This is a genomic window from Nocardioides sp. GY 10113 (genome assembly GCF_004919105.1).
Classification (GTDB): domain Bacteria; phylum Actinomycetota; class Actinomycetes; order Propionibacteriales; family Nocardioidaceae; genus Nocardioides.
In genome coordinates this window covers 165,467-191,180 of the sequence record NZ_STGK01000004.1, presented here as the reverse complement: position 1 = coordinate 191,180, position 25,714 = coordinate 165,467, and the positions used below count along the sequence as shown (strand labels likewise).

23 protein-coding genes are annotated in these 25,714 nt (G+C 74.2%); 8 read left to right on the top strand and 15 right to left on the bottom strand.

Going from position 1 to position 25,714, the window contains the following annotated elements:
• Window positions 1-17: 17 nt before the first annotated feature.
• Both zwf and E8D34_RS06970 read right to left on the bottom strand, forming a co-directional pair.
• Window positions 18-1,466: a glucose-6-phosphate dehydrogenase gene (gene zwf, locus E8D34_RS06975; protein WP_136593890.1), complete on the bottom strand. Its 1,449-nt coding sequence runs from the start codon at window positions 1,464-1,466 to the stop codon at window positions 18-20.
• The gene (locus E8D34_RS06970) at window positions 1,459-2,130 is read right to left on the bottom strand and encodes a TetR family transcriptional regulator (protein WP_136593889.1); all 672 of its coding nucleotides are present in this window, start codon (window positions 2,128-2,130) and stop codon (window positions 1,459-1,461) included. Before E8D34_RS06970 ends, zwf begins: the two co-directional genes overlap by 8 nt.
• 130 nt (window positions 2,131-2,260) lie before the next feature.
• Between E8D34_RS06970 and E8D34_RS06965 the strand changes: the two genes are divergently transcribed.
• The 7 genes from E8D34_RS06965 (at window position 2,261) to bioD (ending at window position 8,569) form a co-directional block, all read left to right on the top strand.
• The gene (locus E8D34_RS06965) at window positions 2,261-2,872 is read left to right on the top strand and encodes a biotin transporter BioY (protein WP_240771190.1); all 612 of its coding nucleotides are present in this window, start codon (window positions 2,261-2,263) and stop codon (window positions 2,870-2,872) included.
• Window positions 2,873-2,882: 10 nt separating this feature from the next.
• Window positions 2,883-3,590 (top strand): ABC transporter ATP-binding protein, encoded by a 708-nt coding sequence (locus tag E8D34_RS06960; protein WP_136593887.1) that lies wholly within the window; start codon window positions 2,883-2,885, stop codon window positions 3,588-3,590.
• Window positions 3,591-3,597: 7 nt separating this feature from the next.
• Entirely contained in the window at window positions 3,598-4,209 is a 612-nt protein-coding gene (locus E8D34_RS06955; protein WP_136593886.1) for a CbiQ family ECF transporter T component, read from the top strand.
• A 124-nt stretch (window positions 4,210-4,333) separates the two neighbouring features.
• Entirely contained in the window at window positions 4,334-5,449 is a 1,116-nt protein-coding gene (gene bioB, locus E8D34_RS06950) for a biotin synthase BioB (protein ID WP_136593885.1), read from the top strand.
• Entirely contained in the window at window positions 5,446-6,732 is a 1,287-nt protein-coding gene (locus E8D34_RS06945) for an adenosylmethionine--8-amino-7-oxononanoate transaminase (protein WP_136593884.1), read from the top strand. The genes bioB and E8D34_RS06945 overlap by 4 nt, the downstream gene beginning before the upstream one ends.
• Complete coding sequence (locus E8D34_RS06940) at window positions 6,729-7,856, top strand: 8-amino-7-oxononanoate synthase (RefSeq protein ID WP_136593883.1); 1,128 nt, start codon at window positions 6,729-6,731, stop codon at window positions 7,854-7,856. Before E8D34_RS06945 ends, E8D34_RS06940 begins: the two co-directional genes overlap by 4 nt.
• Window positions 7,853-8,569: a dethiobiotin synthase gene (gene bioD, locus E8D34_RS06935; protein WP_136593882.1), complete on the top strand. Its 717-nt coding sequence runs from the start codon at window positions 7,853-7,855 to the stop codon at window positions 8,567-8,569. The genes E8D34_RS06940 and bioD overlap by 4 nt, the downstream gene beginning before the upstream one ends.
• Before the next feature lie 142 nt (window positions 8,570-8,711).
• On the opposite strand, the gene E8D34_RS06930 is transcribed toward bioD, so the two are convergent.
• The 8 genes from E8D34_RS06930 to E8D34_RS06895 all read right to left on the bottom strand — a co-directional run bounded on the left by E8D34_RS06930 (window position 8,712) and on the right by E8D34_RS06895 (window position 17,650).
• Window positions 8,712-10,136 carry an amidase gene (locus E8D34_RS06930; RefSeq protein WP_136593881.1) on the bottom strand — a complete coding sequence of 475 codons (1,425 nt, stop codon included), beginning with the start codon at window positions 10,134-10,136 and terminating at the stop codon, window positions 8,712-8,714.
• Complete coding sequence (locus tag E8D34_RS06925; protein ID WP_136593880.1) at window positions 10,115-11,098, bottom strand: carbon-nitrogen hydrolase family protein; 984 nt, start codon at window positions 11,096-11,098, stop codon at window positions 10,115-10,117. Before E8D34_RS06925 ends, E8D34_RS06930 begins: the two co-directional genes overlap by 22 nt.
• Before the next feature lie 63 nt (window positions 11,099-11,161).
• Window positions 11,162-11,527 carry a DoxX family protein gene (locus E8D34_RS06920; protein ID WP_136593879.1) on the bottom strand — a complete coding sequence of 122 codons (366 nt, stop codon included), beginning with the start codon at window positions 11,525-11,527 and terminating at the stop codon, window positions 11,162-11,164.
• A gap of 8 nt (window positions 11,528-11,535) precedes the next feature.
• Window positions 11,536-13,143, bottom strand: coding sequence for a citramalate synthase (gene cimA / locus E8D34_RS06915; protein WP_136593878.1), 1,608 nt, complete (start codon window positions 13,141-13,143; stop codon window positions 11,536-11,538).
• 251 nt (window positions 13,144-13,394) lie between these two features.
• Window positions 13,395-15,110, bottom strand: coding sequence for a serine/threonine-protein kinase (locus tag E8D34_RS06910; protein ID WP_136593877.1), 1,716 nt, complete (start codon window positions 15,108-15,110; stop codon window positions 13,395-13,397).
• A gap of 75 nt (window positions 15,111-15,185) precedes the next feature.
• Complete coding sequence (locus E8D34_RS06905) at window positions 15,186-16,265, bottom strand: branched-chain amino acid aminotransferase (protein ID WP_240771188.1); 1,080 nt, start codon at window positions 16,263-16,265, stop codon at window positions 15,186-15,188.
• A gap of 81 nt (window positions 16,266-16,346) precedes the next feature.
• On the bottom strand, window positions 16,347-17,453 hold the full coding sequence (locus E8D34_RS06900; protein WP_136593875.1) for a 3-isopropylmalate dehydrogenase: 1,107 nt from the start codon (window positions 17,451-17,453) through the stop codon (window positions 16,347-16,349).
• Window positions 17,454-17,464: 11 nt separating this feature from the next.
• Window positions 17,465-17,650, bottom strand: a complete 186-nt coding sequence (locus E8D34_RS06895; RefSeq protein ID WP_136593874.1) for a hypothetical protein — start codon at window positions 17,648-17,650, stop codon at window positions 17,465-17,467.
• 419 nt (window positions 17,651-18,069) lie between these two features.
• Between E8D34_RS06895 and E8D34_RS06890 the strand changes: the two genes are divergently transcribed.
• Window positions 18,070-18,639 carry a class I SAM-dependent methyltransferase gene (locus E8D34_RS06890; RefSeq protein ID WP_136593873.1) on the top strand — a complete coding sequence of 190 codons (570 nt, stop codon included), beginning with the start codon at window positions 18,070-18,072 and terminating at the stop codon, window positions 18,637-18,639.
• A 152-nt stretch (window positions 18,640-18,791) separates the two neighbouring features.
• On the opposite strand, the gene E8D34_RS06885 is transcribed toward E8D34_RS06890, so the two are convergent.
• Genes E8D34_RS06885 through E8D34_RS20695 form a run of 5 tightly spaced genes read right to left on the bottom strand, consistent with a single transcriptional unit; the run spans window position 18,792 to window position 25,713 of the window.
• Entirely contained in the window at window positions 18,792-19,607 is an 816-nt protein-coding gene (locus E8D34_RS06885) for an FHA domain-containing protein (protein ID WP_136593872.1), read from the bottom strand.
• The gene (locus tag E8D34_RS06880; protein ID WP_136593871.1) at window positions 19,604-20,890 is read right to left on the bottom strand and encodes a VWA domain-containing protein; all 1,287 of its coding nucleotides are present in this window, start codon (window positions 20,888-20,890) and stop codon (window positions 19,604-19,606) included. Before E8D34_RS06880 ends, E8D34_RS06885 begins: the two co-directional genes overlap by 4 nt.
• On the bottom strand, window positions 20,883-22,112 hold the full coding sequence (locus tag E8D34_RS06875; protein ID WP_240771186.1) for a protein phosphatase 2C domain-containing protein: 1,230 nt from the start codon (window positions 22,110-22,112) through the stop codon (window positions 20,883-20,885). The genes E8D34_RS06880 and E8D34_RS06875 overlap by 8 nt, the downstream gene beginning before the upstream one ends.
• Window positions 22,109-24,598 (bottom strand): serine/threonine-protein kinase, encoded by a 2,490-nt coding sequence (locus E8D34_RS06870; RefSeq protein WP_136593870.1) that lies wholly within the window; start codon window positions 24,596-24,598, stop codon window positions 22,109-22,111. The genes E8D34_RS06875 and E8D34_RS06870 overlap by 4 nt, the downstream gene beginning before the upstream one ends.
• The gene (locus E8D34_RS20695; RefSeq protein ID WP_168929357.1) at window positions 24,595-25,713 is read right to left on the bottom strand and encodes a hypothetical protein; all 1,119 of its coding nucleotides are present in this window, start codon (window positions 25,711-25,713) and stop codon (window positions 24,595-24,597) included. Before E8D34_RS20695 ends, E8D34_RS06870 begins: the two co-directional genes overlap by 4 nt.
• Window position 25,714 lies beyond the last annotated feature (1 nt).

Below are 25,714 nucleotides of genomic sequence, written 5' to 3'. Positions count from 1 at the left end.
CCTGCCGGCGCGTGCCGTCAGCCGCTGAGGGCGTCGGGGTCGCGCCAACCGCGCTCGAACGGCAGCCGCCAGGCGTACGGCGCCACCAGCTGGTGGATCTGGTTCGGGCCGTAGCTGCCCTGCCGGTAGGGGCGGATGATCGGCGGGTTCTCCAGCAGCGGCGCGGAGACCTCCCACAGACGCTCGATGCCCTCCGCGGACGTGAACAGCGTCCGGTCGCCGCGGGCGGCGTCGTAGATCAGCCGCTCGTAGGCCTCGAGCACGGAGCCGGCCCAGCTCGTGTCCTTCATCGCGAACTGCATGGACAGCTTGTCCAGCCGCATGCCCGGCCCCGGACGCTTGCCGTAGAACGACAGCGACATCTTCGCCTGGTCGGCCAGGTCGAAGGTGAGGTGGTCGGGCCCGTGGTCGCCGACGCCGGAGTGCTTGGGGAACATCGAGCGCGGCGGCTCCTTGAACGCGATCGAGATGATCCGCGCCCCCTCGGCCATCCGCTTGCCGGTGCGCAGGTAGAACGGCACGCCCGCCCAGCGCCAGTTGTCGATGTAGCACTTGATCGCGATGAAGGTCTCGGTGTCGGAGTCGTGCCGGACGCCGGGGATGTCGCGGTAGCCCTGGTACTGCCCCCGCACCACGTTCGCCGGATCGAGCGGGACCATCGACCGGAAGACCTTGTTCTTCTCCTCGTTGATCGCGTCGGGCGTCAGCGAGGTGGGCGGCTCCATCGCGGTGAACGCCAGCACCTGGAACAGGTGGGTGACCACCATGTCGCGGTAGGCGCCGGTGGACTCGTAGAAGTCCGCCCGCTGCTCCAGGCCGAGCTCCTCGGGGACGTCGATCTGGATGTGGTCGATGTTGTTGCGGTGCCAGATCGGCTCGAACAGACCGTTGGCGAACCGGAACGCGAGGATGTTCTGGGCCGCCTCCTTCCCCAGGAAGTGGTCGATCCGGAAGATCTGCGACTCGTCGAAGACGCTGTGCAGGTGCCTGTTCAGGTCCTTGGCCGTGGCGAGGTCGACACCGAACGGCTTCTCCATCACGATCCGGCTGCCCTTGACCAGGTCGGCGTCCTGCAGCGTCTGGACCACCGCGAGCGCAGCCTTCGGCGGCACGCTGAGGTAGTGCAGGCGGGTGCACGGGACGTCGTAGCCGTCCTCGGCCTTCTCCACCGCCGCCCGGAGGCCGGCGGCGCCCTCGGCGCCCGGGGCCCAGTGCAGGCGCTGGGAGAACTCGGGCCAGCCGTCGATGTCCCCGTCGTCGCCGGAGAACTCGTGGACCGACTCCGCGGCGAACTCCACGAACGACTCGGTGGTGTGCTCGTCGAGCGAGGTGCCGATCACCTGGAGCTCGCGCAGCAACCCGGACTGGAAGAGGTGCAGCAGCCCCGGCAGCAGCTTGCGGCGCGCCAGGTCGCCCGTCGCGCCGAACAGTACGACGGTGACCGGCTTCGCGGTCTTCTCAGCCATGGTCTCCACCGTGCCTTTCGGATGTTTCATCGACAATACCGAGGGGCGAACGTTGCGCGGCCCCCCGCTCGACCGCCCCGGCGAGGCCGTCGAGCACCAGCCCGAGCCCCACGGCGAAATCGGCCTGCTCCGCGGCTTCCTGAGGGCTCCCCCCGGCGGACTCGCCGGGCTTCCCACCGGCCTTCTCCCCGTCTCGCCCGTCTCCCCCGGCGGCGCTGGCGCGCGCCTGCTCGCGGCCGACGTGGCCGAAGACGAAGAGCACCAGGGTGCGGGCGCCGACCCGGGCCAGGTCCCCGTCGGCACCGGCGCGCAGCAGCGCGTCCCGCATCCGCCGTTCCGGCTCCTGGGCGCCGCCGCCGAGCGCGTGCACGCGGCTGATCAGCACCGCGCCGTCGCGGTGGGTGGTCATCGCGTCGCGCAGCTCGGCGCAGATCAGCCGGAGCTCGGACTCCCAGGTGACGATCTCGGTGCCCCGCCGGCCCAGCTCCAGGATCCGGTCGGCGACCGCGTTCAGCAGCGCCTGCTTGTTGGCGAAGTGGTGGTAGAGCGCGCTCGGCTGCACGCCCACCTCGGCGGCCAGGTGCCGCATCGAGAGCGCGTCGACGCCGACCTCGTCCAGCACCTCGACCGCCCGGTCGACCAGGTCGGTACGGCGGTACCTCACCACGCCGCTCCCCCGACCGTGGGCGACCACTGGTCGTCCCCCGTCACCCGTCTGGACCGCATACCCGTACGCTACCGACCTGAACGCCGTTCAGGTTGGAGCGGCCCACCTCGACCGGAAGGCCATGCGCGTGACCACGCAGACCACCGACGACCAGCCCCGCTCCGTCGCGGGCGGCCGCGACCGCCGCGCCACCACCGACCTGGCGCTCATCGCGAGCTTCGCGGCCCTGATCTCGGCCTGCGCCTACCTCGGCGCGATCCCGGTCGGCGGCGCCGGCGTGCCGATCACCCTGCAGACCTTCGCCGTCGCGCTGACCGGCTGCCTGCTCGGTCCGGTCCGCGGCTTCCTGGCGGTGTCGCTCTACCTCGCCCTCGGCGCGATCGGCCTCCCGGTCTTCGCCGAGCACTCCTCGGGCCTCGGCGTCTTCACCGGACCGAGCGGCGGCTACCTGATCTCGTTCCCGTTCGCCGCGGCCCTGGCCGGCTTCCTGGTCGCCTACGTCGCCCGGGACCGGCGCACCCGGGCCATCTTCGTGTTCGCCTGCGCGGCGGCCGCGAGCATCCTGGTCGTGCACCCGATGGGCATCGTCGGCCTGAAGCTGTACTTCGACATCAGCTTTGCCGAGGCCCTCAAGATCGACATGCTCTACTGGCTCGGCGACGTCGTGAAGACCACCTTCGTGGCGCTGATCGCGGCCGAGGTGCACCGCGCCTTCCCGCGGCTCCTCGCCCGCGACTGAACGGGCCACGATGACACGGATTGAGCTGGACGGCGCCGAGGTCGTCGTCCGCGGGGGCGACGGCGCGGCGCGCACCATCCTGGCGCCGACCACCCTCACGCTCACCGAGCGTCGGATCGGCGTGATCGGGGCGAACGGCTCGGGGAAGTCGACGCTGGCCCGGCTGCTCAACGGGCTGGTCGAGCCGACCGGCGGCAGCGTCCGCGTGGACGGGCTCGACGTACGCACCGACGCCGCCGCCGTGCGCCGCAAGGTCGGGTTCTGCTTCACCGACCCGTCCGCGCAACTGGTGATGCCGACCTGCGTCGAGGACGTCGAGCTGTCCCTGCGCCGGCACGAGCGCTCGGCGCGCCGGCGCCGGGAGCGGGCACTGGAGGTGCTGGAGCGGATCGGCCTGGCCGACCACGCGCACGACTCGGTGCACTCGCTGTCGGGGGGCCAGAAGCAGATGCTGGCGCTGGCCGGCGTGCTCGCGGTGGAGCCGTCGATCGTGGTCGCCGACGAGCCGACCACCCTGCTCGACCTGGCCAACACCCGGCGGATCGCGGACCGGCTGCTCGGGCTGGAGCAGCAGCTGGTGCTGGTCACCCACGACCTCGACCTGGCCCGGCGCTGCGACCGGGTGCTCGTGGTCGCCGACGCGCGCGTCGTCTTCGACGGCGACCCCGGCTCCGCGGTCGAGCACTACGTCGCGTCGGTGACCGAGGGCGCACGGTGACGCGGCCGTGAGCCAGATCCTGGTCGGCGCCCACCAGCCCGGCACCACGTTCCTGCACCGTGCACCGGTCGGGCCGAAGGTCGTGGCGCTGATCGCGTTCAGCGTTACCGTGGTGGCGGTCCGCGACGTCGTCGCCGCGTTCGCCTTCCTGGGGGTCGCGCTCGCGCTCGCCGCGGCGGCCCGGATCCACCTGGCCACCCTGGCCCGGGCGACCCGCGGCGTGCTGCTGATCGCGCTGGTCGCCAGTGCCCTGCAGTGGTGGTGGTACGGCCCGGCCAAGGCGGTCGAGACCACGGTCGACCTGGTCACTCTGGCGCTCGCCGCAGTGGTGTTGACCGCGACCACGCCGATCAACGCGATGCTCGACGCGGTGGCGCGCTGGCTGCGGCCGTTCGCCCGGCTCGGCCTGAACGCCGAGCGCGTCGGCCTCGCGCTGGCGCTCGCGATCGGCGCCCTCCCGGGGACCCTCGCGATCGCGCGGGAGACCCGCGATGCGGCGCGGGCGCGTGGCCTGGGCCGCCGGCCGCGGGCCTACCTGTCGCCGTTCGTGATCCGGGTGGTCGCCCGCTCGATCGAGACCGGCGACGCCCTCCACGCGCGCGGCCTCGGCGACGACTGAACCTCGAAACAACCCCTGGCGGCGCGGGCGCGGCCGGGCTATCGTGCATGACCTGAACACCGTTCAGTTCGGCGGGGCGAAGGTGCCCCGGCCGCTCCACCGACGCCTCGGGAGCACGATGACCATGCAGGCCACCCCCACCCGGTACGCCGACTTCGACGCCCTCGCCACCCGGATCCTCGACGGCGGTGCCGCCACCGAGGCCGACGCGCTGGCGATCCTGCGCAGCACCGACGAGGAGCTGATGGCCGTCGTCGCCGCCGCCTCCCGGCTCCGCCGCGCGCACTTCGCCAACACGGTGAAGGTCAACTACCTGGTCAACCTCAAGTCCGGCCTGTGCCCGGAGAACTGCTCGTACTGCTCCCAGGCGCTGGGCTCGCAGGCGCCGATCCTCAAGTACTCCTGGCTGAGCAAGGACGAGACGCTGACCCAGGCCGGCGCCGGGCTGCGCGGCGGCGCCTCCCGGGTCTGCATGGTCTCCTCGGGCCGCGGACCCTCGGACCGCGACATCGAGAAGGTCGCGGAGATGACCGAGGCGCTCAAGGAGACCTACCCCGACGTCGAGGTCTGCGCCTGCCTGGGCCTGCTCAAGGACGGCCAGGCCGAGCGGCTGCGCGCGGCCGGCGTGGACGCCTACAACCACAACATCAACACCGCCGAGTCCCACCACGACGAGATCGTCACCAGCCACACCTACGACGACCGCGTGGACACCATCGGGAAGGCGAAGGCCGCCGGCCTCTCCCCCTGCTCGGGCCTGATCGCCGGCCTCGGCGAGACCGACGAGCAGCTGGTCGAGGCGCTCTTCGCGCTCCGCGACCTGGGGTCGGACTCGATCCCGGTCAACTTCCTGATGCCCTTCGACGGCACCCCGCTGGAGCACACCTGGGAGCTCTCCCCCACCCGCTGCGTGCGGATCCTCGCGATGGCGCGCTTCGTCTGCCCCGACAAGGAGCTGCGGATCGCCGGCGGCCGCGAGATGCACCTGCGCTCGCTGCAGGCGCTGGCGCTGCAGGTGGCCAACTCGATCTTCCTCGGCGACTACCTGACCTCGGAGGGCCAGGAGGCGCAGGCCGACATCGCGATGATCCGCGACAACGGGTTCGTGGTGCTCGGCGAGGAGGGCGCCGACGGTGGCGACGGCGCGACCCCCGCCGCCACGTCCGCCGTGCCGAGCCCCGCGGCCGAGCCGGTGATCCGCCGCCGCGGCGCCGGCACCGAGGTCGACGCCAACGCATGAGCCTCACGGCTGCCGCCGAGGTCCTCGCGTTCGACCGCGAGCACCTGTGGCACCCCTACACATCGATGACCGAGCCGGCGCCGGTCCGCCTGGTCACCGGCGCCGAGGGCGCCCGGCTGCGCCTGGCCGACGGCCGCGAGGTGGTCGACGGGATGGCGTCGTGGTGGTCCGCGATCCACGGCTACCGGCACCCGGCGCTGGACCGCGCGGTCACCGAGCAGGCCGGCCGGTTCAGCCACGTGATGTTCGGCGGGTTGACCCACGAGCCCGCCGTCGAGCTGGGCCGGCGCCTGGTCGAGGTCACCCCGGCCGGCCTGGAGAAGGTCTTCCTGGCCGACTCCGGCTCGGTCGCGGTCGAGGTGGCGCTGAAGATGGCGCTGCAGTACCAGCGCGGCGTCGGTCGCCCCGGGCGCACCCGGATGCTCACCGTTCTCGGCGGCTACCACGGCGACACCTTCGACTGCATGTCCGTCACCGACCCCGTCGGCGGGATGCACGCGATGTGGCGCGGCCTGCTGCCCCAGCAGGTCTTCGGGGAGCGACCCCCGTCGTACGGCGCACCGGCGGACGAGGTGGCGCGCTGGGAGGCGGGCTTCCGGGCGCTGGCCGCCGAGCACGCCGGCGAGCTGGCCGGCCTCGTCGTCGAGCCCCTGCTGCAGGGCGCCGGCGGCATGCATCCCTACCCCGAGCGCTGCCTGCGGGTCTTCCGGGAGGTCGCCGACGAGCACGGCCTGGTGCTGGTCTTCGACGAGATCGCCACCGGCTTCGGGCGCACCGGCCACCTCTTCGTCTCCGAGGTGGTCACCCCCGACATCCTCTGCGTCGGCAAGGCGCTGACCGGCGGCTACCTGACGCTGGCGGCCGTGGTCACCACCGCGGCGGTGGCCCACGGGATCTCGGGCAGCGAGGCCGGCGTGGTGATGCACGGCCCGACCTTCATGGGCAACGCGCTGGCCTGCGCGGTCGCGTCGGCCTCGATCGACCTGCTGCTGGCCGGGGACTGGCGAGCCGACGTACGACGGATCGGCGACCGCCTCGCCGACGGCCTGGCGCCGCTGCGGGAGGCCCCCGGCGTGGCGGACGTGCGCACCCTCGGCGCGGTCGGCGTGGTGCAGCTGGACCACCCGGTGGACGTCGCCGCGGCCACGGAGGCCGCGCTGGCGGCGGGCGTGTGGCTGCGGCCGTTCCGCGACCTGGTCTACGCGATGCCGCCCTACGTGACCTCCGACGAGGACCTGGGCCGGCTGGTGGCCGGCATCGCCGCGGCGGTGGCAGCCGGATGAGCCGCTGGCAGGAGTGGCTGGCCGAGCAGGCCGCCGAGCGGAGCGCCGCGGGACTCACCCGCACCCTGCACGCGCGTCCGGCCGACGACCGGGGCGTGGACCTGGCCGGCAACGACTACCTGGGCCTGGCCCGCGACCCGGCCGTCCGCCGTGCCGCGGCCAGCGCGTCGCTCCTCTGGGGCGCGGGCGCCAGCGCGTCGCGGCTGGTGACCGGGACGCTGGCGGCGCACGCCGAGCTCGAGGAGGACCTCGCCGCCTACCTCGGCCAGCCCGCCGCACTCGCGATGTCCACCGGCTACCACGCCAACCTGGCCGTGGTCGGCGCGCTGGCCGACCGCTCGACCCGGGTGCTCTCCGACGCGCACATCCACGCCTCGCTGGTGGACGGGGTACGGCTCTCGCGGGCCCGGCTGACCGTGGTCCCGCACAGCGACGTGGCCGCGGTCCGCGCCGGACTGGCCGCCGCCGCGGCCGCCGGCGAGCGGGCGCTGGTGCTGGCCGAGTCCGTCTACTCCGTGCTCGGAGACGCCGCGCCCCTGGCCGAGCTGGCCGAGGCGTGTGCCGAGCACGACGCGCTGCTCGTCGTCGACGAGGCGCACGGGCTGGGCGTGCACGGCCCCGGGCTGGTCGCGGCCCAGGGGCTGGCCGGGCTGCCGCACGTGGTGGTCACCGCGACGCTCTCCAAGGCCCTCGGCAGCCAGGGTGGCGCGGTGCTCGGCACGGCCGCGCTCCGCGAGCACCTGGTCAACCGGGCGCGGCCGTTCATCTTCGACACCGGCCTCGCGCCGGCGGCGACCGTCGGCGCCCACGAGGCGCTGCGCCAGCTCCGCGCGCGGCCCGAGCTGGCGCGCACCGTGCACGAGCGGGTCGCCGAACTCGCCGCGGCCCTGGGCGTGGCGGCGCCGGCCGGCGCCGTGCTGTCGGTGCCGATGTCCTCCCCGGGCGCGGCGGTCGCCGCCCAGGCCGCCGCCCTCGACGCGGGGGTGCGCGTCGGCTGCTTCCGGCCGCCCTCGGTGCCCGACGGCATCTCCCGGCTGCGGATCACCGCCAGCGCCGGCGTACCGGAGGCGGACTGGCGCCGGGCCGTCGCCCTGCTGCGCCGGCTGGCCAAGGAGCACCAGTGAGCCGGATCGTGGTCGTCACCGGCACCGACACCGGGGTCGGCAAGACGGTCGCGGTCGCGGCCCTGGCGGCTGCCTGCGCGGCGAAGGGGCGCCGGGTGCTGGCGGTGAAGCCGGTGCAGACGGGGATCGACTCCTCGGCGTCGGCCGGGGACCCGGCCGACGCCGACGAGGTACGCCGCCTCACCGGCTGCGCGACCCGCGAGCTGGTGCGGCTCGCCGCACCGCTGGCCCCCGACACCGCGGCCCGCCTGGCGGGCGTCGACCTGCCCCCGGTCGAGGACCACGTCGCCCGCATCGTCGACCTGGCGCGCGACCACGACACCGTGATCGTCGAGGGCGCCGGCGGCGTGATGGTGCGCCTCGACGACCGCGGCGCGACCCTGCTCGACCTCGCGGCCCGGGTCGGCGAGTGGGCGCCCGGCGGCATCGTCGACGTGGTCGTCGTCTGCCGGGCCGGGCTGGGCACGCTCAACCACACCGAGCTCACCGTGGAGGCGCTGCGCGGGCGCGGGATCGAGCCGGCCGGCCTGGTCATCGGCTCCTGGCCCGACGAACCGGGCCTGGCCGAGGAGACCAACCTGCGCGACCTCCCGCGGGGCACCGGGGTGCCGGTGGTCGCGGTGATCCCCGCGGGCGCGGGGGCGTTGGCGCGCGAGGAGTTCCTCGACGAGGCGCCCGGCTGGTTCACCCCCACCCGCCGAGCCTGGGGTTAGACGCCACCGAACCGGGCGCCAGGCCCCACCGAACCGGGCTGGCGTCGGCGCGCCGGCAGGCACGACCGGACTCGGCGGTGCCCAACCCACGGCTCGGCGGGGCGCACGTGCCGGCTCGACGGCGCCCAAGGCCCGGCTCGGCTCACCAGAGCGGGGGCCGGCGGTCCTTCCACGGCAGCGCCGCCTCGAGCTGCGCGGCGAGCGAGATGAGCAGCTCCTCCTCCGCGGGGCGGGCCGCGAACATCATCCCGATCGGCAGCCCGTCCGCACTCATGTGCAGCGGCAGCGAGATCGCGGGCATCCCGGTCACGTTCCACGCCGAGGTCCAGGGGGTGAATCGCTTCTGCGCCTCGAAGTCGGCCCGCGGGTCCGCGTCGTCGCGGAGCGCGCCGACCGGCAGCGGGGTGGTCGCCAGGGTCGGGGTCAGCACGGCGTCGTACGGCGCCAGGGCGACCAGCGCCTCCGCGGCGTAGCGCCGCAGCTGCCCGATCGCCAGCCCGAACTGCGGTCCGCTGATCGACTCGCCCCACTCCCCCAGCCAGCGCGTCAGCGGACGGATCAGCGCGCGCTGCTCGGCGGCCAGCGGGACGGTCGACAGCGCGGTGAGCACCGCCCAGGCGATCTCGAAGGTCGACACCGCCTCCGGCGGGATCGGCACCGGGACGCCCTCGACGGCGTGGCCCAGCGACACCAGCAGGCCACAGGTCTCCTCGAACGCCCGGGTCACCTCGGGATCCACCGGCGCGGCGGCGATCGCGGGGGTGTCGAAGACGGCGATCCGGAGCCGTCCCGGCTCGCGTCCCGCCGCGGCGAGGAAGGTGCCGCTCGGCTCGGGGGCCCAGTACGGGTCACCGGCCCGCCGCCCGGCCAGCACGTCGAGCAGGGCCGCCGCGTCGGCGACGGTGCGGGCGATCGACCCGGACGTGGACAGCCCGGTCACGTCGCCGTACATCGGGAATCCGCTGATCCGCCCACGGCTCGGCTTCAGCCCGACCAGGCCGCAGCAGGAGGCGGGGATCCGGATCGAGCCCCCGCCGTCCGACCCCTGCGCGACCGGCACCAGCCCTGCCGCCACCGCCGCGGCGGCGCCGCCCGAGGAGCCGCCGGCCATCCGGGTGGTGTCCCACGGCGTCACCGCCGGCGGTCGGCCCTCGGGCTCGGTGTAGCAGGGGGATCCGAACTCCGGCGTACTCGTCTTGCCGAGGCTGACCATCCCGGCCTCCTCGATCGCGAGGGTGACCGCGTCGGAGACCTCCGGCACGTACCCGGCGAAGGCGGGCGACCCGAACGAGGTCGGCACGCCGCGGGTCAGGTTGAGGTCCTTGATCGCGGTCGGCACGCCGGCCAGCGGCGAGGCGCCCTCGCCGACCGGGCCGATCGCCGCGACCTCGCGGGCGCGCAGCCGCGCGGCGTCGGGGTCGCGCAGCGCGAAGGCGCCGTCGACGTACGACGCCGGGAGGCGCTCCGCGCGGTCCAGGTAGTGCTCGGTCAGCTCGACCGGGTCGATCTCACCGGTGCGGATGAGGGCGCCCTGCTCGAGCGCGGTCAGGTCGTGGAGTTCGGCCACGCCCCGACCGTAGCCCCTCCCGAGATCTCCGTCGTCGCCTCCCGGCGGCCGGTGTCGACCGAGAGCCGGAAGATGTCCGGACGGTGGTAGTGGCCGGTGGGGTCCATCATCCGGCGCGCCGCGGCGACCTGCGCCAGGTCGACGTCGGCGAGCAGCGTGCCCTCGGCCTCCCGCAGCGGCCCGGCCAGCACGGCGCCGGAGGGCGCGACGATGACGGTGTTGCCCGGCTCGACCCAGGGCCCGTGCTCCTCGAGGTAGGCGGCGGGCAGGAGCCGGTCGCGGTCGGGGAAGTCGGGTCGGACCTGGTCGGCGTGCAGCACGGGGTTCACCCCGACGACGTACATCCGGTTCTCCCGCGCCAGGTGCTGCATCGTCGCCACCCAGCCGTCGCCCTGGGCGAGGGTCGGCGCCAGCCAGACGTCGACGCCCTGGGCGTACAGGTGGAACCGCGCCAGGGGCATGTAGTTCTCCCAGCAGATCAGACCGCCGATCCTTCCGTGCGGCGTGTCCACCACCCGCAGGGTCGACCCGTCGCCCCGCCCCCACACGGTGCGCTCCGACCCGGTCGGCACCAGCTTGCGGTGGCGATCGACGAGTCGCCCGTCGGGCGAGAGGTAGAGGACGGTGTTGTAGATGGTCGACCCGTGCGGCTCCCGCTCCTGGACGCCGACCACCAGCCACACGCCGTGCCGCTCGGCGATGGCCGCCAGGCGGTCGGCGGCCGGGCCGGGGATCGTCACCGCGTTGGCCACGAGCATCGCGAACCACTCGTCGTCGCCGTCCCAGATCGGCCGGGTGTCGATCCAGAACGGAGTACCCGGCACGAACACCTCCGGGAAGACCACCAGCTGAGCGCCCTGCGCGGCGGCGCCGGCGGTCAGCTCGGCGACCCGGTCGATCGTGGCGTCGCTGTCCATCAGCACGTAGCTCGCCTGCACCGCGGCGATCCGGAACGCCTCCATGGCGCCTCCCCTCGATGGTGCAACGAGCCTGCCACGCCCGCCAGCGCCCCCGAGGTCGCCGGTCTAGACCACCGTGGTCGCGAACCAGGCGGCGAACGCGGCGAGCAGCATCAGGAGCAGGTTGAACGGCACCTGCCGCTGCTCGTCGCGGGAGAGGTGGAAGCCGGCGGCGGCCAGCTGGAGGAAGACGAACCCGATCGCCGCGACCACCGCCAGCCACGGCAGTAGGCCGACCAGCGGCGGGACCAGCAGTCCGACCGCGCCGGCGACCTCCACCGCCCCGATGGACCGGGTCAGGGGCAGCGGGACGTCGTCGACCCAGCCCATCATCGGCCGCAGCGCGTCGCGGGACTGGAGCAGCTTCTTCGCGCCCGACCACGCGTAGAGCGCGGCGAGCAGGCCGGCGATGACCCAGTAGGCGATCTCCACGCGCGACCTCAGACCTCGTGGCGGCGCAGGCCGTAGGTGAGGCTGTCGACGAGCGCCTCCCAGGAGGCCTCGATGACGTTCGCGCCGACCCCGACCGTGACCCAGCTGGACTCGCCGTCGGTGGTCTCGATCAGCACCCGCGTGATCGCGTCGGTGCCGTGCCCCTGGTCGAGGATGCGTACCTTGAAGTCGATCAGCTCGAACTTCGCGATCTCCGGGAAGGCCTGGCCGATCGCCGCGCGCAGCGCCTGGTCCAGCGCGTTGACGGGACCGTTGCCCTCGCCGGTGACGACGTACCGCACCCCGGCCGCCTTCAGCTTCACCGTCGCCTCCGAGATCGCCTCCTGGCCGGGGGCGGCGTTCACCAGGGTCTCGGTGATCACCCGCCAGCTCTCGGTCTCGAAGTAGGCGGGGCGACGCCCCTCGGCCTCCTCGATCAGCATCAGCTCGAAGGAGGCGTCGGCGGCCTCGAAGGTGTAGCCGCGGGCCTCCAGCTCCTTGACCCGCTGGGTGACCCGGGTGACCACCTCCGGGTCGCCGGAGAGGTCGAAGCCGAGCTCGCGGCCCTTGAGCTCGATCGAGGCACGGCCGGCCATCTCCGAGACCAGCAGCCGCATGTCGTTGCCGACGCCGGCCGGGTCCATGTGCTGGTAGAGGTCCGGGTCGACCTTGATCGCCGAGGCGTGCAGGCCGGCCTTGTGCGCGAACGCCGACGTGCCCACGTACGGCTGGCGCGAGGCCGGCGGCACGTTGGTGACCTCGGCGACGGCGTGCGCGATCCGGGTGGCCTCGGTGAGCAGCCCGGGCGGCAGCACCTGGCGGTCCAGCTTGAGCTCGAGGTTGGCGACCACGTTGACGAGGTCGGCGTTGCCGGTGCGCTCGCCGTACCCGTTGATGCAGCCCTGGACGTGGCTGGCGCCGGCGTCCACCGCGGCCAGGGTGTTGGCGACCGCGCACCCGGTGTCGTTGTGGCAGTGGATGCCGACCCGGACGCCGGTGGTGGAGATGACGTCGTGGACCACGTCCGAGACCCACGGCGGCAGCATCCCGCCGTTGGTGTCGCACAGGGCGACCACCTCGGCACCGGCCTCCGCGGCGGTGCGCAGCACCTCGAACGCGTAGTCGCGGTCGAGCCGGTAGCCGTCGAAGAAGTGCTCGGCGTCGAGGAACACCTGCTGACCCTCGGCCCGCAGGTGGGCGACGGTGTCGCGGACCATCGCCAGGTTCTCCTGCAGCGTGGTGCGCAGCGCCTTCTCCACATGGCCGGCGTGGGACTTCGCGACCAGCGTGACCACCGAGGCGCCGCTCTCGCGCAGCGCCGCGACCAGCGGGTCGTCCGCGGCCCGTACGCCGGCGCGGCGGGTGGCGCCGAACGCGGCCAGCTTGGCGTGCTTGAGGTCGAGCTCGGTGGCCGCACGGCGGAAGAACTCGGTGTCCTTCGGGTTGGAGCCCGGCCACCCGCCCTCGATGTAGCCGACCCCGAGCCCGTCGAGCTGCTGGGCGATGGTGAGCTTGTCCGCGACCGAGAGGTTGAGCCCCTCCTGCTGGGCACCGTCGCGCAGCGTGGTGTCGTAGACGTGGAAGGCGCCGTGCAGGTCCGGGGTGGTGCTGCTCATCGTTGTCTCTTTCGTGGCGTTCTGGGGCCGGTGATGCGGTGCGCACGTGGCGCAAAACGAGAAAAACCTCCCGGGGCACGAGAGGTGGCGCGTCGACCCGGGCGGACCCGGCATCGACGCGCTAGGTAATGATCAGCGCGGTGCGCGTCGTCATCAGCACGCCGCCAGTCTGCCATGGCGAGCGCGCCGCGCGTGCGCGGCGTCACCATCCGGGCACTCCTCGGGTGCCCCGCTCTCCGACCGGCGGCGGGTCAGCCGATGCCGAACGGGCCCTCGCCGGCGGGCGACCAGGAGATCCCCTGCCCGGCCGCGAGCACCATCAGCACGACGGCAATCACCACGCAGCCGGCGGCGAGCGCGGCCGTGCCGAACCAGGAGCGGGTGATCGGGTAGAGCATCCGCCCGACCGGCGCCCGGAACCGCAGCGATGCGGGCCCCGACCACAGGGCGACGCCCAGCGTCGCGCCGCTGAGCAGCAGCGAGGTCGGCAGGTCGAGCGCGGCGGCGTAGCAGAGCAGCCCCGTGGCCAGCGCCAGACCGGCGCTCCACACCGTGAGGATCAGCGTTCCGGTGGTGGCGCGGAGCAGGTGCCAGGGGCTGGAGAAGGCCCAGCGCAGGCCGTCGTACCAGCGCCGGCCGCGCAGCGCGCGGCGATCGGCGACCGCGGAGCTGGCCAGGGAGCCGGCGCGCAGCAGCCAGACCGTGGCGGCGACGGCGAGGAGGGTGACCCAGGGGGCGGCGGCGAAGCCGGCGCCGACGACGAGTCCACCGGCGCACACCCCGACACCGCGCCGGAAGCGCTCGCCGAACGGCACCGGTGGTGCCGGGGCGAAGGTCGGCTCGAGGTAGTCGGCGTCCCACTGCTGCTCGAGCTGGTCGAGCGCACCGGCCTGCTCGGGGGTCCAGTCGACGGGCGGCGGGGCCTCGAACGCCCGGGTGTGCGGGGCCGGCGCGGGCGGTACGGCGGGCGCGGGGACCGGCTCGCCGTACTCGGCGACCGTGGGCGTCGCACCCCACGTCGGCTCGACCGGGGCCGGACCCGGCATCGACCGCGCGCGGTCCTCGGGCGGCGGTACGGCGGCCAGCGGGTAGGTGAAGTCGTCACCCGACGTGCCGAGCACGCCACCGGTCGGCGGCGCGGCCACGGGCGCGTCGGGGCGGGTGCTCAGCGGTCGCAGCCAGGCCAGCAGCTCGTCGAGCAGGGGACGCTCCAGCGGCTCCGGGGAGAGCGCGGCGGCCAGCACGTCAGCCATCGGGCGCTCGATCCCGGCCAGGTCGTGCTCGCCGCGACGGACCCGGTCCAGGATCGCCATCGCGGGTCCGCGACCGTACGGGGCTCGGCCGAGCGCGGCGTAGGCGACGGTCGCCGCCCAGGCGTGGACGTCGGCGGCGGCGGTCGCGTCGTCGCCGTACAGGATCTCCGGGGCGAGGTAGCCCGGCGTCCCCATCAGCCAGCCCGTGTGGGTCAGCCGCGGGTCGTCGGCCACCCGGGCCAGCCCGAAGTCGATGAGGATCGGCGTGCGCCCCTCCATCAGCACGTTGGCCGGCTTCACGTCGCGGTGCAGCACGCCGGCGGCGTGCACCGCGGCGATGCCCTCGGCCAGGCAGCCCGCCAGCCAGTACAGGTCGCGCCCGCTGACCGGGCCCTCCTCCAGCACGTGGTCGTGCAGGGAGAGCCCCGGGACGTACCGGGTGACCACGTAGGGCACCTCGCCCCAGGGGTCGGCGGCCAGGATCTCGGCCACCCAGTCGCTGCGTACCCGGGCCAGGGAGCTGACCTCGCGGGCCAGCCGGGCCCGCGCCTCGTGGTCGCCGACCACGTGGGGCCGCAGCACCTTCAGCGCCACCCGGCGCCCGTCGCTGCCGCGCGCCAGGTGCACGATGCCCATGCCGCCCTCGCCCAGCGGGGTGAGGAGCGTGTAGTCGCCGACCTGGGTCGGTGCGGCGGGGCGGGGCGGGCTGGTCACAGCAAGAGATTACCCAGCGCCGACCCGCCGCACGCTCACGCGGGCACCGTGCCGGCCGTGTCCCGGCCGGGTCCGTCAGGTGAGGCGGCGCATCCAGCCGAAGGTGTCCGGCGTGCGGCCGAACTGGACGCCGACCAGCTCCTCGCGGATCCGCATGGTCAGGTCGGTGCTCGCCGGTGCGGGGACGTCGCCCTCCGCGGTCCGCAGCGCGCCGACCGGGGTGACCACGGCGGCGGTGCCGCAGGCGAAGACCTCGGTGATCCGGCCCGAGGTGACGCCCTCGCGCCACTCGTCGATGCTGAACCGCCGCTCGGTCACCTGGTGGCCCATCTTGCCGGCGAGCTCGATGATCGAGGCGCGGGTGATGCCCTCCAGGATCGTGCCGGTCTCGGGGGTGACGATGGAGCCGTCGTCGTAGACGAAGTACATGTTCATGCCGCCGAGCTCCTCGACGTACTTGCCCTCCTGGGCGTCGAGGAAGACCACCTGGTCGCAGCCGTGGGCGTAGGCCTCCTGCTGCGCGACCAGCGAGCTGGCGTAGTTGCCGCCGGTCTTCGCCGCGCCCATGCCGCCGCGGCCGGCCCGGGTGTACTCCTCCGTCAGCCACAGCGTGACCGGCTTGACGCCGCCCTTGAAGTAGGCGCCGGCCGGGCTGGTGATCACCATGAACGTGACGTGCTGCGCGGGACGCACCCCGAGGAACGTCTCCGAGGCGAACATGAACGGCCGGATGTAGAGGCTCTTCTCGCCGCCCTCGGCGTTGCTGGGCACCCAGCGCTGGTCGACCTTCACCAGCTCCTCGACGGCCTGGAGGAAGTCCTCGGTCTCCAGCACGGGCAGCGCCAGCCGGTGGCTGGAGCGGGCCATCCGCTCGGCGTTGGCCTCGGGTCGGAACAGCCACACCGAGTCGTCCTCGTGCCGGTAGGCCTTCATCCCCTCGAAGGTCTCCTGCGCGTAGTGCAGGACGGCCGCGGCCGGGTCGAGCGTGATCGGCCCGTACGGCGTGATCCGCGCGTCGTGCCACCCCTGCTCCGGCGTCCACTCCACGGTGAGCATGTGGTCGGCGAAGTGGGTGCCGAACCCCGGGTTGGCGAGGATCTCCGCGAGGGTCGCGTCGTCCGTGGGGTTCTCGGCGAGGGTGGTGGTGATCTGCATGGTCATGAATCTAGTCCTGTGAAATGGCCGGAGCGAGACGGGGCGGGAATCCCCGGTCGACCGGGGATTCCTGGGACTACCTCAGCCCGCTACTCGCGCGGCGATCGCGTCGCCCACCTCCGGCGTACGACGCCGCTGGCCGGGCTCGCGGGCCTCGAGGTCGGCCAGGACCGCCTCCTCGATCCGTGCCGCCGCGGCCGGGTGGCCGAGGTGGTCGAGCAGCAGGGCGCCGGAGAGGATCGCGGCGGTCGGGTCCGCGATCTGCTGGCCGGCGATGTCGGGGGCGGAGCCGTGCACGGGCTCGAACATCGAGGGCGCGGTGCGGTCGGGGTTGACGTTGCCGGAGGCGGCCAGGCCGATGCCGCCGCTGATCGCGGCCGCGAGGTCGGTGATGATGTCGCCGAAGAGGTTGTCGGTGACGATCACGTCGAAGCGCTGCGGGTCGGTGGTCAGGAAGATCATCACCGCGTCGATGTGGCAGTAGTCGGTGGTCACGTCGGGGTACTCCGCGGCCACCTCCTGGAAGATCCGCCACCACACGGAGCCCGCGTTGACCAGCACGTTGGTCTTGTGGACCAGGGTCAGCTTCTTGCGCGGGCGGCGCTGGGCGCGGGCGAAGGCGTCACGGACCACGCGCTCCACGCCGAAGGCGGTGTTGACCGAGACCTCGGTGGCGACCTCGGCCGGGGTGCCGACGCGCAGGGCGCCGCCGTTGCCGGTGTAGGGGCCCTCGGTGCCCTCGCGGACCACCACGAAGTCGATGTCGCCCTTGCCGAGCACGTCGGCCGAGAGCGGCGAGACCGAGCCCGGGTAGAGGCGGGAGGGGCGCAGGTTGACGTAGTGGTCGAGCTCGAAGCGGAGCTTGAGCAGCAGGCCGCGCTCGAGGATGCCCGGGGGCAGGTTCGGGTCGTTCGGCTTGCCGCCGACGGCGCCGAGCAGCAGCGCGTCCTGGCCGCGGATCTCCTCGAGCACGCTGTCGGGCAGCACCTCGCCGGTGCGCAGGTAGCGCTCCGCGCCGAGGTCGTAGCTGGTCTGCGCGAACTTCAGGTCGGCCGGGGCGGCCACCTCGAGCACCTTCAGCGCCTCGGCGGTCACCTCCTTGCCGATCCCGTCTCCGGGGATGACGCCGAGGGCGACCTGACCGGTGGCGACGGGGCTGGGGGCCGCAGCAGCGGAGGAGTCGTTCATGGGCGCAGACGTTAGTTGTCGTCGGGACGCAGGGCGTCACCGTCTCGCAGGGCAAGCGCGGCGCCGCCGCCGAACGCCGCCTGCAGGGCGTCGCGCCCGGCGGGGCCGTCGGTGTGGTCGTGGCGGAACGGGTGCTGCGGGTCGTGCTTGGCCGGGCCCCACTCCGTGCCGGACCAGTCGGGGTACATGTCGTACATCGTTCTTCCTCTTCGTGGGATCGCTCGTGGATGACGCTTCGTGGTGGAAGCCCCGGGGCCACCCGCTGCGGCGGGTGGGTCATCTCGTGGATCTCACGAGGGCGACCGACGGATCGGTCTCGAACGGGGTGCGGATCGCGCGGACGGTGTCCGGCCGATCACCCGATACGGAGGGTGACCCCGGGGCTTCGATCGAGGTGGTGAGAAGCCCAGCGGGGTTGAAACGCGCACCGCGTGCCACCGCGGCGAGGTGGCCTCTCTCAGGCCCCGCCGCGGCGCACAATTACGAGAAGGGCGCTCCGCATGGTGAGAGCACCCTACGACGGCGCGACACCGCACGGGCGCCGATCCCACCGGTTGATCGCATCGTGAGACGACCGTCCCACGCAGGCGGCCCCCTCGGTGGAAGACTGCCAGGCATGAGCGCGAACCCCGACCTCCCCGACGTGGTACGCCGGGCGTTCGACGTCTGCCGCCGGGCCGGCTACGTCTCCTTCTGCCGCAACGAGACCGGCCGCCTGCTGGCCGCACTGGCCGCCACCCGCTCCGGGATCATGGCCGAGTTCGGCACCGGCTGCGGCGTCGGCACCGCGTGGCTGCGCTCCGGCGTGCGGGGCACCAACGCGAGCATCCTCACCGCCGAGCTGGACCCGCGGCTGGCATCGGCCGCGGCCGAGATCTTCGCCGACGACCCGCTGGTCGACGTGCTCACCGCCGACTGGTCGACCCTGATGGACAAGGGGCCCTACGCGCTGCTCTTCCTCGACGCCGGCGACCCGGAGTCGGTCGGCGTGGACCGACTGGCCGACCTCGTCGAGCCCGGCGGCGTCGTCGTCCTCGACGACTTCGTGCCCTCCCAGATGTGGCCCCCGGTCGCCGACGGGCGCGTGGACATCCTGCGCGAGCAGTGGCTGACCGACGAGCGGTTCACCGCCGTGGAGCTGATGGTCGCCCCCGACGCGTCGCTGGTGCTGGCCACCCGCCGCTGAGGCTCCCACCTCGCCGACTTGGGGTTTGTGGTCGGCCCACTTGGGGTTTGTGGTCGCCGACCGTAACCACAAGGCCCAACTCAGCGCGCCACAAGGCCCAACTCAGCGCGCCACAAGGCCCAACTCGGCACGCCACAAGGCCCAACTCGGCGTCAGAGCTCGCCGGGCTGCGCGCGGCGGATCACGATCCGGGTCCAGGCCCCGAGGTAGATCCGCTCACCCGCGGCGACCTCGCGACGCTCCCCCGGTGCGAGCGGCTGCCGCGGCAACCCGGCCACCGAGCTGCCGACGTAGGTGCCGTTGGAGGAGCCGAGGTCCTCGACCCACCACCGGGTGCCGTCGGTGGTCAGCTGGCAGTGCCGCCGGCTGATCCCGGTGTCGCTGACCAGGTCCAGGTCGGGGTGGATGCCGCGGCTGCGCGAGGTGCGTCCCACCAGCACCGACATCGTCGCCAGGCGCGCCACCTCGGGCACCCCGGCCGAGGGCAGCGGGTCGGCGCTGTCCTGCGCGGCGTACCAGTCCGGGTCGATCCAGATCTCGGCCACCCACGGCTCCTCCAGCGCGGGCGCCACCGACTCCGGTACGACGGGCACCGACTGGTCCGGCGCGGCCGGCACCGGTGCGGACGGGGCGGACGGCGCCGGCGCGTCCGGCGGGGCCGGCGAAGCGGGGACCGGCAGGTCCAGCGAGCTCACCGGCCGCGGCATCGTGCCGGTCGTGAAGTCGTAGCCGCACGCCTCGCAGAACAGCGCGTTGGGCGGGTTGGCCGCCGAGCAGTTGGGGCAGGTGGTGGCGGCCGCGTCGTCCGGGGCCGGCTCGACCGGCGGGGTCGGGACAACCGGCCCGGACGGAGCGACCGGCGCGGCCGGCTGCGGCGCGGCCGGCTGGGCGGCGTCGATGGGCAGCCCGCAGACGTCGCAGTAGTCGTCGGCGTCCGAGGTGTGCCCGGAGGGGCAGGTGAAGCTCATGCGGGGTCCTTGCGGATCCGGGTGGTCTTGGTGGACGCGGTGTCCAGTGCCATCTCGTCGGCCTTCTCCACCACCCGCTTGAGCCGGACGGTGCCGTCGACCTCGCTGTCGATGTCGACCACCTTGCGGAGCTTGGTGGTGGCCTCCTCGTTGCCGGTCTCGGCGGCCAGCTGCACGGCCCGGCCGAGCTTCGTGGTCGCGGTCGCCTCGTCGCCGGCGGCCTTGGCGGCCAGGCCCTCCTGGATCGCCTGCGCGAGCTCGGTCTGCCCGGTGTAGTGGGCGACCTGCTGGTCGATCTGCGCGGTCAGCGCGGAGTTGTTCGACCACTTGGCCTTGACCAGGCCTTGGGCGACCACCTCGTCGCCGAGCGCCAGCTGGACGCGGGCGGCGAGCTGCTCCTGGCCCAGCGCCTTGGCCGCGACCCGGACCGCCACGTGGTAGTCGCGCGACTCGTCCGACCAGGCGCCGGTCGGGTAGTCACCGGTCAGCGGGTTCACCGGGACGCGGCGGGAGGTGAGGTCCTCCAAGGTGGGCGCGACCTGGCGGACGAAGAGGATCTGGGCGCCCTGGGGGGCCCACACCCGCAGCTTGGCGTCGGCGACGCCGCGGGCCATCGAGGCGCGCATGATCTGCTGGAACGCCGCGCGCATCTGGTCGGGCCCGGGGATGATGTCGACCGTGCCGAGGAGGGCCTGGGCGATCCGGCGGATCTCGGCGACCTGCCAGTCGGTCCCGACACCGCGGCAGTCGCACTGGAAGTAGCCGGTCGCGCGACGGATCGCCTCGTCCAGCCGGCCCTGGCGCTCCCGGTTCTCCCCGTCGGTGAGCAGCAGCGCGTGCCGCTGGGCGACCTGCGGGACGGAGGCGAACAGCTGGCCGGCCAGCTCCAGCCACGTGCTGATCGCGGTGCCGCCGCTGCCCACGAATCGGCTGATCGCGGCCGAGGCCTCGGCACGGGTGCGGGCGTCCATCCGGATCAGCCCCGGCCCCGAGGTCACCGGCGGGTAGGCCAGCATCGCCCGGTCCGCGCCGGCGATCACGGCGAACCAGGTGCCGTCGACGATCTCGGCCAGCGCGGCCTGCGCGGCGTCCTTGGCCGCGGCCATCGTCGCCGGCCCCATCGAGCCGGAGGTGTCGACGATGATGATCTCCCCCGCGTCACCGCTGCCCGACTGGCCCGCCGTGCCGGCACCGGAGCAGGTGACGGTCACGATCGCGTTGACGTCGGTGCCGCCGTCCGGCAGGAACTCGTTCTGGTAGACGGCGGCGCTGAACTCAGCCATCGGTGGGTCCTCCCTGGGGCGTGGGCTGCGGTGCTGCGGGTACGTCGGGTGCATCGGCTGCACCGGGTCCGTCGGCGGCCGGGTCGGCGGCCGCCGTGCCGGGGTCGGGATGGTCCGCATTCTGCCCGACCCGGGCCAGCGCGACGGTGATGTTGTCCTGGCCTCCGCGGGCGTGCGCGAACGCCACCAGGGCGAGCGCCAGGTCGCCGGCGTCGTGGGTACCGGTCTCAGCGATCCGGGCCTGGAGCGCCTCGGGGGTGGAGGCGTAGTTCCACAGTCCGTCGGAGCAGACCAGCACCCATCCCGGCGCGGTCACGTCCAGCGAGGCCACCCGCGGCTCGAGGTCGGGGCTGTCCCGGCCCAGCCACTGGGTGATCGCGTGCGCCTGCGGGGACGACTCGGCCACCTCGCGCGGGACGCCGGCCTCCATCTGGGCCTGCGCCAGGGAGTGGTCGGTGCTCACCTGGACGCCGGGGCCCTCGTCGGGCAGCCAGTAGGCGCGGGAGTCCCCGATGTTCGCCACGTGCAGCCGCGACCCCTCCAGCACCGCCACCACGATGGTCGCCGACGCCGGGTTCGGGGAGTCGGGGTCGGTGCTGGCCACGATCGCGGCGTTGGCCGCGCGGACGGTGTCGGCGAAGGTCTTCGCCACCGCCGCGGCCCGGCTCTCCGGGGTGCCCATGCCGGCGGGCAGCGGGAGGCGCAGCACCTCGCGGGCGGCGCGTGCGCCGGCGAGCGAGGCGACGTCGGAGTCGATCGAGTTCGACACCCCGTCCAGCACCACGAGCACCGCGCGCGAGCCCGGCTCCGGTGCCGCGAGGACCGCCAGCGCGTCCTCGTTGCGGGCGTGGGTGATCCCCCGGTCGCAGACGCCGGCCACCCAGGCCGCCGGGCGCTCCCGGAAGTGCTCGCGCTCGCTGGGCGCCTTGGTGCCGCACGAGGTGCAGTACAGGTCCGGCCCGACCTCGCCGCCGCACTCGGCGCACGGGCGCCGGGTCATCGCCGGCGGGTCCGGCAGCGACGCGGCCGGCAACCGGGTGGGGGCGCTGATCGGCGCGTCCCCGAGCGGCTCCCCCGCGCCCGCCGGCCACGACGACGGCCGCGACGCCGGCTCCGCGACGCCCGTCGCCCCGGTCGCCGCGCCGCAGCTCTCGCAGAACCGCGCCCCGGCCGACAGCGGCGTGCCGCAGGCGGGGCACAGCGGGTCGGTGCCGGCGCTCACGTCAGCGTCCAGTTCCGTACGGCGTTGGCCCGGTTGACCAGCGTGATCCGCTCGACGCGGTCCCCGGCGTCGTGCGCCAGCGCGCGCAGCGCCGCCTCCAGGCCGTCGCGCACGCCCTCCTCGGTGGCCTCGACCGAGCCGATCCGCGCCGACGTACCGGGGGTCCCGGAGGTCCCCGGCGCCGCATGGGCCGGTGCCGCCGTGCTGTGGGGGTCCGCGGCGACCACCGGCAGCGCCTGGCTCAGGATCCGGACCACGAACCGCTGCCGGGTCGGGCCGTCGAGCTGGGCGGTCTCGATGGTGCGCATCGCCTGGTCGAGCACGGCGAGGTCCTGGCCGCTGCCCTCCAGCAGCACCTCGGCCCGTCGCCGGCGGCTCTCGGTGTAGCCGCGGCTGGTGGTCGGCACCTGGTCCAGCGCGGCCACCGCACCGGCGGTGTCGGAAGCCGCCGCCCGCACCCGCGCGATGCCGAAGGCGGCCGGCGGGACGAAGGCGGCGTCGGTGGCCAGGCAGACCCGGTACAGGCCCTCGGCGACCGCCGGCAGCCCGCCGCGCTCGCAGGCGAAGGCGAGGGCCAGCTTCGGCGCCAGCTCGCCGGGGACCTGCTGGTAGACGGCGTTGAAGGAGGCCTGGGCGGTGGCGAAGTCGCCGGTGCTGACCGCGGCCAGCCCCTCCACCCACAGCGCCCGCCACTCCCACGGGTCGTCGGACAGCAGGCTGCTCGCGCACGCCCGGGCCTGGCCCGGCTCGCCCAGCTCCAGGGCGACCCGGGCCCGGGCCAGCCACACCTCGGCGCTGTCCTCGGGAGCGGACCGCAGGTCCATACGCCGGCGCTCGGGCTCCTCGTCCCCGAGCGTGGAGAGCCACCCGTACTGGGGGTCGGTGGTGTCCACGCGCAGCCCGGGCAGCTCGTGCCACTCCTCGATGGGGCCCGCGGTGGCCGGGGACTCGAAGAGCACCGAGGCGGCGCTGGTGGCGGCGGTCGCGCCGCGACCACGCGCGACCACCTCACGGAGCACGCCGAGCACCTGGGTGCGCAGCTCGTCGATCGAGGCGAACCGGTCCGCCGGGTCCGGCGCGCAGCACTTGGCGACCAGCCAGTAGAGGGAGTCGTGCTCCGCGAACAGCGGCGTGGAGTCCGGGGAGGGCAGCGTGTGGAGATAGGTGCCCTGGTAGCCCCGGAACTCCATGCAGAGCACCAGGAGCGTGCGCCCGATCGTGTAGATGTCGGAGGCGACCGACGGGCCGACCTCGGCCACCTCGGGCGCCTGGTAGCCGACGGTGCCGTAGATCGGGGAGTCCTGGTCGTCGATGCGGCGAACACCGCCGAGGTCGATCAGCTTCATCGCGTCGCCGACCTGGATCATGTTGTCGGGCTTGAAGTCGCAGTAGACCAGCCCGAGGTCGTGCAGGTACGCGAAGGCCGGCAGCAGCTCGAGGATGTAGGCGAGCGCCTGGTCCACCGGGAGCGGGTCGTAGGCGCCGCCGTTCGCGGCCATCCGCTGCTTGAGGATCTGCTTCAGCGAGCTGCCGCCGACGTACTCCATGACGATGTAGCCGGCACCCTCGTGGGTGACGAAGTTGTAGATCTCCACGATCGAGGGGTGCTCGACCTGGGCGAGGAACTGCTGCTCGGCGATCGCCGCCGCCAGCGCGTCGGGATCGCCGGCGTTGAGCAGCCCCTTGAGCACCACCCAGCGGTTGGAGACGTTGCGGTCGCGGGCCAGGTAGATCCAGCCGAGGCCGCCGTGGGCCAGCGCCCCGGCGACCTCGTACTGCCCGGCCACCAGGTCGCCCGCCACCAGCTTGGGGGTGAACGAGAACCGGGTGCCGCACTGCGGGCAGAACCCCTCGCTGCGCCCGGGCTGGCCGTCGATGCCGCGGCCCACCGCGTGGCCGCACTTGGCGCAGGAGCGCTTGTCCTCGGGCACCTGCGGGTTGACCATGATCGCCGCGGCCGCGTCCACCGGTGCCGCCGGCGGCACCGTGGTCAGGCCGGCGCCGAGCCGGGCGGCCCGCATCCGCTGCGACCCGGTGCGGGTACGACGGGTCGCGGTCGAGCCGGTCGAGCCGGCCCGTCGGGAGCCGATCGGCGCGGACTGGACCCGGCTCGAGGAGGTCGCGACGGAGCCGTCGGCCCCGGTCAGCGGCGCCGCCTGCGTGAACGACTGGGCCGCGGTGGCCAGCGCGCTCAGCTCGGAGACCGCCACGTTGGGCTGGGCCGGGGTGCCGCAGACGTCGCAGTAGCCGTCCAGGATGGCACCGGTGCAGCCGGCCTGGGTGCACGGGGAGCCGTCGGGAGCCGGCGGCCGGGCGGTCGGCGGCGCGGAGACGGCGGCGGCGTCGGACGCGACCGGCCCCGCCGTCGCCGTGGCGATCCCGCTGCTCGCGCCGCCCTGGCCGGGCATCCCGCAGACGTCGCAGTAGCCGTCCACCACCGAGCCGGTGCAGCCGGGCTGCGCGCAGGCGCCGCTCGTCCCGCTCATGAGATCTCCTTCGCGAGCCAGGTCTGGTACGTCGTCACGAGCTGTCGCGCCACCGCCATCGGCGCGGGTCGGCGGGCCAGCACCTCGCGTGCCTGCCGCTCGCTGGCGACCAGGTCGGGCAGGTCGGCGACGCCGGCGGCGCGGGCCTTGGCCACCCACGCCTCCAGCAGGTCGAGCAGCTGGGTGTGCTCGGCCAGCGCGTCGGCGTACTTGTGCTGGGCCAGCTCCAGTGCCTGGGAGACGCGGTCCAGCCGGGTCAGGTAGCCGCCGATCTCCTCGGGCGTGACCGGCACCGGCCCGAGCGCGGAGACGTCGGGCACGGCGTAGCGCGGGGCCGGGTCGACGGTGCTCACGCAGGTCTGCGCCAGCTTCGCCAACGCCGCCTCGCGGGCCTCGAGGTCGGCACGCAGCTCGCGCGCGGAGAGCACCTGGTCGCGGGCGTCACGGCGGCGGGCGTTGCCGACGATCAGGTCGCGCTCGTAGGTGGTCGCCTCCACCTCGAACGGATCGAGGAGCCCGCCGACGTCGCCGCCGCGCTCGGCCTTCACCGCGATCGCGTCGAGCCGCGCCATCAGGCCGGCCAGCCGCTGCACCGCCGCGTCGCGGGCGGGGGCCGGCTCCAGGCCGACCTGGTCGCGGATCCGCTCCAGCTGGGCCCGCAGGGCGCGGATCCGGGCCGCGTCCGCGTCCGCGTCGGGAGCCAGCGCGAGCCGGGTGCGCAGCTGCCCGGTGAGCGCGTCGCAGAGCCGGCAGGCCTCGGGCAGCGAGACCGCGAGGCCGCCCGGCAGCTCGCTGGCGCCGTCGAGCCGGCCCCAGATCAGGGCGCCGATCCGCTCCCGCTCCTGGCGCAGCACGCGGCCGCCGTCCCAGGTGGCGAAGACGAGCTGGTGGCGGTCGGTGATCGCCTTCCACAGCGCCAGGGCCAGCGCCATGTCGCCGGCCAGCTCTCCCCCGCGGTCGGCGGCCAGCGCGGCGGCGTCGAGCTCGTGCAGCTCGTCGCGGCGTACCCGCAGCCAGGTGTCGAGGTCGGCCAGGTAGGCCTGGATCTCGACGGGCTCCAGGGCGTCGCCGAGCTTGCCGGGGGCGGCCGGGGCGGTGGCGGTCGTCGCGCTCATC

What these genes read in the sequence shown, in the direction of transcription:
- zwf (WP_136593890.1), bottom strand. Translation starts at nt 1,466, where the DNA reads ATGGCTGAGAAGACCGCGAAGCCGGTCACCGTCGTACTGTTCGGCGCG.
- E8D34_RS06960 (WP_136593887.1), top strand. Translation starts at nt 2,883, where the DNA reads ATGACACGGATTGAGCTGGACGGCGCCGAGGTCGTCGTCCGCGGGGGC.
- bioB (WP_136593885.1), top strand. Translation starts at nt 4,334, where the DNA reads ATGCAGGCCACCCCCACCCGGTACGCCGACTTCGACGCCCTCGCCACC.
- E8D34_RS06945 (WP_136593884.1), top strand. Translation starts at nt 5,446, where the DNA reads ATGAGCCTCACGGCTGCCGCCGAGGTCCTCGCGTTCGACCGCGAGCAC.
- E8D34_RS06940 (WP_136593883.1), top strand. Translation starts at nt 6,729, where the DNA reads ATGAGCCGCTGGCAGGAGTGGCTGGCCGAGCAGGCCGCCGAGCGGAGC.
- E8D34_RS06925 (WP_136593880.1), bottom strand. Translation starts at nt 11,098, where the DNA reads ATGGAGGCGTTCCGGATCGCCGCGGTGCAGGCGAGCTACGTGCTGATG.
- cimA (WP_136593878.1), bottom strand. Translation starts at nt 13,143, where the DNA reads ATGAGCAGCACCACCCCGGACCTGCACGGCGCCTTCCACGTCTACGAC.
- E8D34_RS06905 (WP_240771188.1), bottom strand. Translation starts at nt 16,265, where the DNA reads ATGCAGATCACCACCACCCTCGCCGAGAACCCCACGGACGACGCGACC.
- E8D34_RS06900 (WP_136593875.1), bottom strand. Translation starts at nt 17,453, where the DNA reads ATGAACGACTCCTCCGCTGCTGCGGCCCCCAGCCCCGTCGCCACCGGT.
- E8D34_RS06895 (WP_136593874.1), bottom strand. Translation starts at nt 17,650, where the DNA reads ATGTACGACATGTACCCCGACTGGTCCGGCACGGAGTGGGGCCCGGCC.
- E8D34_RS06890 (WP_136593873.1), top strand. Translation starts at nt 18,070, where the DNA reads ATGAGCGCGAACCCCGACCTCCCCGACGTGGTACGCCGGGCGTTCGAC.
- E8D34_RS06885 (WP_136593872.1), bottom strand. Translation starts at nt 19,607, where the DNA reads ATGAGCTTCACCTGCCCCTCCGGGCACACCTCGGACGCCGACGACTAC.
- E8D34_RS06880 (WP_136593871.1), bottom strand. Translation starts at nt 20,890, where the DNA reads ATGGCTGAGTTCAGCGCCGCCGTCTACCAGAACGAGTTCCTGCCGGAC.
- E8D34_RS06870 (WP_136593870.1), bottom strand. Translation starts at nt 24,598, where the DNA reads ATGAGCGGGACGAGCGGCGCCTGCGCGCAGCCCGGCTGCACCGGCTCG.
- E8D34_RS20695 (WP_168929357.1), bottom strand. Translation starts at nt 25,713, where the DNA reads ATGAGCGCGACGACCGCCACCGCCCCGGCCGCCCCCGGCAAGCTCGGC.